This is a genomic window from Microcystis sp. M165S2, assembly GCF_020245885.1.
Classification (GTDB): Bacteria; Cyanobacteriota; Cyanobacteriia; order Cyanobacteriales; family Microcystaceae; genus Microcystis.
On record NZ_JADBTZ010000096.1, the window covers coordinates 1 to 8,900 of the forward strand.

An 8,900-nucleotide genomic window follows, 5' to 3' on the forward strand; every position below is an offset into this window, starting at 1 on the left:
GATCCCCCCAACCCCCCTTAATAAGGGGGGCAATGAGCCGTCAAAATTATATAAAACGGGAGACTTAGCGCGTTATTTACCTGATGGTAATATTGAATATGTAGGACGGATTGACAATCAAGTAAAAATTCGCGGCTTCCGTATCGAATTAGGAGAAATTGAAGCCTTACTCAACCAAAATCAGGCGGTACAGTCTTCTTGTGTGATTGTTCGTGAAGATAATCTGGGGGATAAACGTCTAGTTGCTTACGTTGTACTGCAACCCGAAATCAACCTGACAACTAACGAAATACGGCAATTTTTGCGAGCAAAATTACCTGATTATATGGTCCCAACGGCTTTTGTTTTGCTTGATACTTTCCCCTTAACTCCTAATGGCAAAATAGACCGCCGCGCCTTACCTGTTCCCGATTTACAGAGCCAAGGTGAATATATAGCTCCCCGTAATCCCATTGAAGAAAAAATAGCGCAGATTTGGGCCGAGGTACTGAAATTAGAACGAGTCAGTATTGAGGATAATTTCTTTGAACTGGGGGGACATTCCCTCTTAGCTACCCAGGTTATCTCTCGGTGTCAGGAAGCTTTTGAAATTGCTTTACCCCTACGTTATCTGTTTGAATCCCCAACCATTGCTCAGTTAAGTGCGGTAATTTTAAAAGAACTGCAAACAGGTTTAGGGTTAAAGCTACCATCAATTGTACCCGTTAATCGAGAGGATGATATTCCCTTATCCTGGGCGCAAGAACGTCTCTGGTTTGTGAATCAATTAGAAGGAGAAAGTGGTGCTTATACTATTGATTTAACCATGCGTTTGCGCGGAAATCTCAATATTAAAGCCTTAGAAAAAGCTTTCCAAGCAATTATTCAACGCCATGAACCCCTACGGACTCAGTTTAAACTCAAAGATAATCAACCAATACAAGCGATCGCCTCCAATGTCAACTTTACCTTACCCGTAGTACAAAGCCAGCCTCTGCAAGTAGAGCAACTGTTGATAGAAGCGGCCTCCGAACCCTTTGATTTAGCTAATGGTTCAGTATTACGGGTCAAATTATGGCAAGTCAAGACAGAGGAATATGTCCTATTATTAGCCATTCATCATATTGCGGCAGATGGTTGGTCAGTAGGTGTTTTAATCGACGAATTATCAGCCTATTATCGAAGTTTCTGCACCGGGACAAAAGCAGATTTACCTGATTTATCAATACAGTATGCTGACTTTGCCCTGTGGCAGCGTCAATGGTTAACCAATGAAGTATTAGACCGTCAATTAAGCTACTGGAAGCAACAATTAACTGGGGTTCCCCTACTACACCAACTTCCCACAGACCGTCCCCGGCCAGCAATCCAAAGTTTTCGCGGTGGGACGGAGCGACTGCAACTAGATAGTCAACTAACGCAACAATTGAAAAAACTCAGTCAAGAGTCCGGTAGCACTCTCTTTATGACATTACTAGCGGGTTTTGCTGTGTTACTATCTCGTTATAGTCAACAAACAGATGTGGTAATTGGTTCACCAATTGCTAATCGTAACCGCACCGAAATTGAAGGGTTAATCGGCTTTTTTGTCAATACTTTAGTGTTAAGATTTGATTTATCTCAAGACCCGAACTTTGAGGATTTTCTCACGCAAGTCAGACAAACGACTCAAGACGCTTACGACCATCAAGATTTACCCTTCGAGATGTTAGTCGAAAAATTACAAATTGAGCGTCATTTAGATCGTAATCCTTTAACACAGATAGTTTTTGCCCTTCAGAATGCTCCTAGTTCTCCCTGGGATTTACCCGGACTAAACATTGAGGAGATACCATCGGGACTTGATTCAGTCAGGGTTGACCTAGAAGTTTACCTGTGGGATGCACCGGAAGGATTGGGCGGTTTTTGCTCTTATAACAGGGATTTATTTGCTGCTGAAACTATTGTCAGTATGATGAATCATTTTAAGAATTTATTAGCGGCAATTGTGGAAAATCCCCAGCAATCAGTGGCCTTGCTTCCCTTATTAACTCCAGAGGAAAATTATCAACTATTAGAAGGGTGGAATGAGACAAAAGCTGATTACTCCTATAACAAGTGTATTCATCAATTGCTCGAGGAACAAGCAGCGCGTACCCCTGATGCAGTAGCAGTAGTTTTTGAAAGTCAACAGTTGACTTATGCAGAATTAAATAGTCGGGCCAATCAACTAGCTCACTATTTACGCTCTTTAGGTGTAGAAACCGAGGTAATAGTCGGTTTATGTGTAGAGCGCTCTTTAGACATGATTGTGGCATTATTTGGCATCCTTAAAGCAGGTGGGGCCTATCTCCCCCTTGACCCCGAATATCCTCAAGAACGCCTACAATTTATGTTAGAGGATAGTCAAGTACCCTTATTACTAACCCAAAGTTCACTGATTGATAAACTCCCTAATTATCAAGCTAAAACTGTATTTTTAGCTGAAACTTGGGAAGAAATTAAACCAATGAACCGGGATAATTTGACAGGGAAAGTGACAGCTTCTAATTTAGCTAATGTGATTTATACTTCTGGTTCTACGGGTAAACCTAAAGGGGTGATGGTTGAACATCAGGGTTTGTGTAACCTTGCTCTAGCACAAATTGATACTTTTGCTGTGTCTTCTCAGAGTCGAGTGCTTCAATTTGCTTCTTTTAGTTTTGATGCCTGTATTTCAGAAGTTTTGATGGCTTTGGGAGCAGGCGCTACACTTTATTTGGCAAATAAAGACAATTTAATGCCCGGCCTACCCTTAATCAAGCAATTACGAGATAATAAGATTACTCATATTACTCTACCGCCATCAGCTTTAGTAGTGCTACCGTGGGAAAATCTTTCCTCTCTGCAAACTATTATTGTTGCTGGGGAAGCCTGTTCTCCTGAATTGGTGAAAAAATGGTCACAAGGACGAAATTTCTTTAATGGTTATGGCCCAACGGAGGGAAGTGTTTGTGCAACGATAGCTAAATGTACGCCGGTTGATGAAAAAATAACTATTGGTCGGCCAATTCCTTATGTCCAAGTTTATATTTTAGATTCTCATTTACAACCGGTTCCTATCGGTGTACCGGGGGAATTACACATCGGAGGAGCAGGGGTAGCCAGAGGTTATTTGAATCGTCCAGAATTGACACAAGAGAAATTTATTCCTAGTCCTTTTGAGGAGCAGGGTCTGATCCCCCCACCCCCCCTTAATAAGGGGGGCAATCAATGGTCAAAATTATACAAAACAGGAGATTTAGCTCGTTATTTACCTGATGGAAGAATTGAATATCTGGGACGAATTGACAATCAGGTTAAAGTAAGGGGTTTCCGTCTCGAATTAGGGGAAATTGAAGCAGTTTTGAGCCAACATCCCCTAGTACAAGAAGCGGTTGTGATAGCTCGCGCTGATCAGACAAGTGATCATGATCATGACCAGCTTAATACTAATTTAGTAGCCTACTTAGTTCCGGCTCTCAAGGATCAAGTATTGCCTGAACAGCTTGCTCAATGGCAGAGTGAATATGTTAGTGATTGGCAAAAAATTTACGAAGAATCCTACAGTAAACCCCAACCTCAAACCGAGGACCCCACTTTTAATATTAGTGGTTGGAATAGTAGTTATACTGGACAAGCTATTCCTGCAGCAGAAATGCGGGAATGGGTTGAGCAGACGGTGAGCCGAATTTTAGGAAATCAACCACCGCAACGAGTATTAGAAATTGGTTGCGGAAGTGGATTATTGCTATTCCGTGTGGCGAAACATTGTCAGGAATATTGGGGAGCCGATTATTCCTCTGCTACCATTAATAACCTAGAACATTTATGTAGCACAATTGAGGGTTTAGAGGGCAAAGTAAAATTATTACACCGAACAGCCGATGATTTTACCGGTATTCCCCAAGCTACTTTTGATCGAGTAGTAATTAACTCTGTTGTTCAGTATTTCCCTAGTGTCGATTATCTATTACAAGTTATCGCAGGAGCAGTCAAGACGATTGCGGATCAGGGTCAAATTTTCTTAGGTGATATCCGTAGTTTGCCCTTACTAGAGCCTTACCACGCCGCGGTACAGTTAGCTCGCGCTGAAGCTAATAAACCCCTTGAACAATGGCAAAAACAGGTGAATCAAAGTGTAGCTACCGAAGAAGAATTGCTAATTGAACCTCAGTTCTTTATCGCTCTTAAACAACGTTTTCCGCGAATTTCTTGGGTAGAAATTGCACCGAAACGGGGTCAGGCTCAAAATGAGTTAACCCAATTCCGCTATGATGTTACTTTACATCTGGATACTGATGTTCAAAAAACGACAATTCCTTGGCTAAATTGGCAACGAGATGGGTTTTCTTTAGGGCAACTACAAGATAAACTGAAACTGGAACAACCAGAATATTTAGGTATCAGGGATGTACCCAATCAACGATTACAAAAGGCGCTACAAATTTTAGACTGTTTAGAAAATCCTCCTGGGGTAACAACGGTGGGAGAATTGCGGCAATTGTTAGGAAAAAATACCGGGATAGGGATTAATCCTGAGCAAATGTGGCAACTGGGAGAACAGTTAGGTTACACTGTTCATCTCAGTTGGTGGGAAGGTAGTCAAGATGGTTCTTTCGATGTAGTTTTCTGTCGCCAGAATGCCATCTTAGAACCGATAATAAGTAAGGTTGATCAACAACCATACCCCAATTTTTGGGATGATGGGACGATTATTCCCAAATCCTGGACTGATTATACGAATAATCCCCTATACGGTAAATTAGTCCAGAAGTTGGTGCCACAGGTGCGGGAATTTGTCCAACAAAAGCTACCTAATTATATGGTTCCCCAGGCTTTTGTTTTGCTTAATACCCTACCTTTGACTCCTAATGGTAAAGTAGATCGGCTGGCTTTGCCTACACCCGATACAGCTACGCGCAATTTGGCTACGGGATTTCTAGCACCTCGTACCCCGATTGAAACTCAAATGTCTCAAATTTGGAGTGAAGTTTTGGGAGTCGAACGTATTGGAATTAAGGATAATTTCTTTGAATTGGGAGGACATTCCTTGTTAGCAACTCAGGTTATCTCTCGTTCCCGCGATCTTTTCTCGGTGGAATTGTCTTTACAAAATCTGCTGGAATACCCAACTATCGCTAATTTAGCCGAAATCATTGAAGTTCTTAGCGTTGCACCGAGAGAAACATCTATGACTGAAACCTTAGAAGATTATGAGGAAGGTGAACTATGAAAACAGTTGAATTTTTAGCTTATCTCAACAGTTTACAAATTAATCTATGGGTTGAAAATGATAAACTACGCTATCGTTCACCCCAAGGAGTAATGACCCCAGAATTATTGGGAAAGTTAAAAGAGCGGAAAGAGCAATTAATTGCTTTATTGCGCCAAAAAGCTGAGGATTTAAGTGAAGCAGAAGTTTATGATGTCGTCATTTGTGGCGGTGGATTAGCTGGTTTAACCTTAGCAAGACAGTTAAAACTGCAAAAGCCGAATATTTCTGTCATTGTTCTCGATAAAATAGCTCGTCCTTTACCAGAAGCCAGTTTTAAAGTGGGAGAGTCAACAGTTGAAGTGGGTGCTTTCTATTTAGCCAATACGCTTCAATTAACAGATTACCTTGAAAAGCAACATTTAGTTAAACTAGGATTGCGATATTTCTTTAACAATAGTGCTACTCATTTTCAAGATAGACCCGAACTAGGTTTATCAGAGTTTCATCTTCCTAATTCCTATCAAATTGATCGGGGTAAATTAGAAAATGATTTACGCACCTTTAATCTCGAAGCAGGAGTAGAATTATGCGAAAATTGTTCAGTTAATGAGATTGAACTCGCCGTTGGGTTACAGCAACATCATAAAGTTGTTTATACTCAAGACAAAGGAAATCATAAAAAAACTAAACTCATTCAAGCTAGATGGGTGGTTGATGCAATGAGTCGCCGTCGTTTTCTGCAAAAAAAATTAGGCTTAGATAAACCTAATAATGCTCAATTTGGTGCTGTTTGGTTTCGGATTGAGGGTCGCTTTGATATCAGCGATTTTGTCCCTAGTAGTGAAGAAAAATGGCATAATCGTGTTCCCAATAAAAACCGTTACTATTCTACCAATCATTTATGCGGTGAAGGTTACTGGGTTTGGACAATTCCTCTATCCACAGGTCATACCAGTATTGGTATTGTCGCTCGCCAAGATATTCATCCTTTAAAGAATTATTATAACTACGAACTGGCTTACCAATGGTTACAGAAAAATGAGCCTACTTTGGCTTTTCACTTAGCCGATAAAAAACCGGAAGACTTTAGGAAAATGCCCAAATATAGCTACTCATCTAAACAAGTATTTTCCTACAATCGTTGGGCTTGTGTCGGTGAAGCAGGGACATTTCCCGATCCTTTTTATTCTCCAGGTACCGATAATATTGGCTTTGGTAATTCCTTAACAACTCAGTTGATTACCCTTGATCTAGAAGGTAAACTGACGCAGGAAAAAGTCAAAGATGCAAATTGCTTTTATCTAAGCTATAGCGATGGAGTAACCTTGAATATTCAAAACGCCTACAATTGTCTGGGTAATGGCATGGTGATGGCAACAAAATTTATCTGGGATACGTTGTCAGGCTGGACATTTAGTGGTTTGATGATGTTTAATTCTATCTACCTTGACCAAGAATTTAGAACGAAAGTTCAACAGATCAATAGCAAATTTTTCCCCCTTTCCTATCGAATGCAGCAGTTATTTAAGGATTGGGCGAATCAATCTTTACATCGGGTTAATTTTGAATTTATTGACTATTTAGCAATTCCTTTTGTCGAGGAACTGCGATCACGAAATTTAAGATACAACCAAACCGAGTCGGAAATCATTGAAAACTATCTCAGTAGCTTAAAATTGTTAGAGGAGGTAGCTCAAGTTATGTTTCACCTAGCTCTAGAAGATACTATGCCAGAAATGTTACCAAAAGTTAGCTCTAATTCTTGGTTAAATGCCTGGGCAATTAGTCTAAATGCTAGTAAATGGGAATCTGATGGACTTTTTGCTCCTAAGAGTGAACCTCGTAATTTAGACCTAATTAAACAACAACTTTGGGAGGCAATTGGTAAGTGAAAGTAGGAGAATTTTTAGCCTATTTAAAGGGTTTAGACATTAAACTATGGCTGGAAGGCGAAAAACTTCGTTTTCAGGCTCCTAAAGGGGTTATGACCCCAGAAATTAAAGAAGAAATCGCTGCCCAAAAAACTGAAATTTTGGACTTTTTAAAGGCGGCAAAAATCCCAACTAATACTGTTGATTTAGAGATTATTCCCGGGTCACGGGATCAGGATTTACCCCTCTCTTTTGCTCAACAACGACTCTGGTTTCTGCAGCAACTTTCTCCCGATAGTCATTCCTATAATCTGTTGGAAGCTTTGCGGTTAGAAGGAAACCTCAATCTATTAGCTTTAGAACAAAGTCTCAGTGAACTGATTCGCCGTCACGAAATTTTAAGAACCACTTTTCCCATGGTAGAAGGGCAACCCATTCAGCGCATTGCTCCCCCTTCACCCGTCAGTTTACCCCTGGAAGATTTACAAGGTTTATCAAAGAATGAACAAACAGAACATCTGCAAGAAATAGCGATTGATCTCTCCTTAAAACCCTTTAATCTAGCCAAGGAATCATTAGTCCAATTTAAGTTAATTAAACTGGGTTCTCAAGAGTATGTATTGCTGTTGAAGATGCACCATATTATTTACGATGGTTGGTCTTTGAGCATCTTCTTTGATGAATTATCTCAACTTTATGCGGCCTTTGTCCAGGGGTTGCCTTCCCCTCTCGCTAAATTATCGATTCAATACGCCGATTTTGCCGTATGGCAACGTCAATGGCTCACCGGTGAAGTCCTGGAACGTCAACTTAATTACTGGCAAAAACAGTTACAAGATGCACCTACTATTTTAGAATTGCCGACGGATTATCCCCGTCCCCCAATTCCTAGTTTCCGGGGTGATGGGCAGGTTTTTCGACTGAATCAAGACTTAACGCAACGCCTCAAACGGTTAAGTCAGGAGTCAGGAGCAACACTATTTATGACTTTACTGGCGGCTTTTTTTGTCCTAATTTCTCGTTATAGTGGTCAATTAGATGTTTTGGTGGGTTCTCCCATCGCTAATCGTAATAGTTCGGCAATTGAGAAATTAATGGGCTTTTTTGCCAATACTTTGGCTTTAAGGGGTGATATGTCGGGAAATCCGAGTTTTATGGAGTTATTAGAACGAGTAAAGCAAACGACTTTATCAGCTTATGCCCATCAAGATTTGCCTTTTGAAATGTTAGTAGAAAAATTACAATTAAACCGAGATTTAAGTCATAATCCTTTGATACAGGTAATGTTCTCACTGCAAAATACTCCCCAATCTGAGGCAAGTTTATCTGGCTTAAAGATGGAGAGTTTGCCTTTATCTGTTGAGCTTAAAGCGCGATTTGATTTAGAGGTTAATTTTTGGGAGGTTGCTGATAGGTTAGAGGCGGTTTGGTGTTATAGTACAGATTTGTTTGCCGCTGGCACTATTAAGCAAATGGGGCAACATTTTCAGAATCTTTTAACTGCGATCGCAGTTAATCCTAAAACGGGAATTTTTGAGTTACCGATGTTAAGTGATGAAGAACGTTATCAATTGTTATCATTGTGGAACGAAACTCAAACAGATTATCCCAATAACAAATGTATTCATCAGTTATTTGAAGAACAAGTAGAACGGACTCCTAATAATATAGCAGTGGTCTTTGACCATGAATCCTTAACCTATTCAGAATTAAATAATCGAGCTAATCAATTAGCTCATTACCTGCAAAAATTAGGAGTAAAACCTAAGGAATTAGTGGGGATTTGTCTAGAACGTTCTTTAGAGATGATTGTGGGATTATTAGCTATTCTTAAA

General features: G+C 40.2%; 3 protein-coding genes. All 3 read left to right on the forward strand.

What is annotated here, in order from left to right; translation table 11 throughout:
- The coding region (locus tag IM479_RS05215; RefSeq protein WP_287685304.1) for a non-ribosomal peptide synthetase at positions 1-5,212 on the forward strand (5,212 nt) is incomplete at its 5' end.
- Complete coding sequence (locus IM479_RS05220) at positions 5,209-7,086, forward strand: TubC N-terminal docking domain-related protein (protein ID WP_287685305.1); 1,878 nt, start codon at positions 5,209-5,211, stop codon at positions 7,084-7,086. The genes IM479_RS05215 and IM479_RS05220, both read left to right, overlap by 4 nt.
- Positions 7,083-8,900: condensation domain-containing protein (locus tag IM479_RS05225; protein ID WP_287685306.1), on the forward strand; the 1,818-nt coding region annotated here is incomplete at its 3' end. The genes IM479_RS05220 and IM479_RS05225, both read left to right, overlap by 4 nt.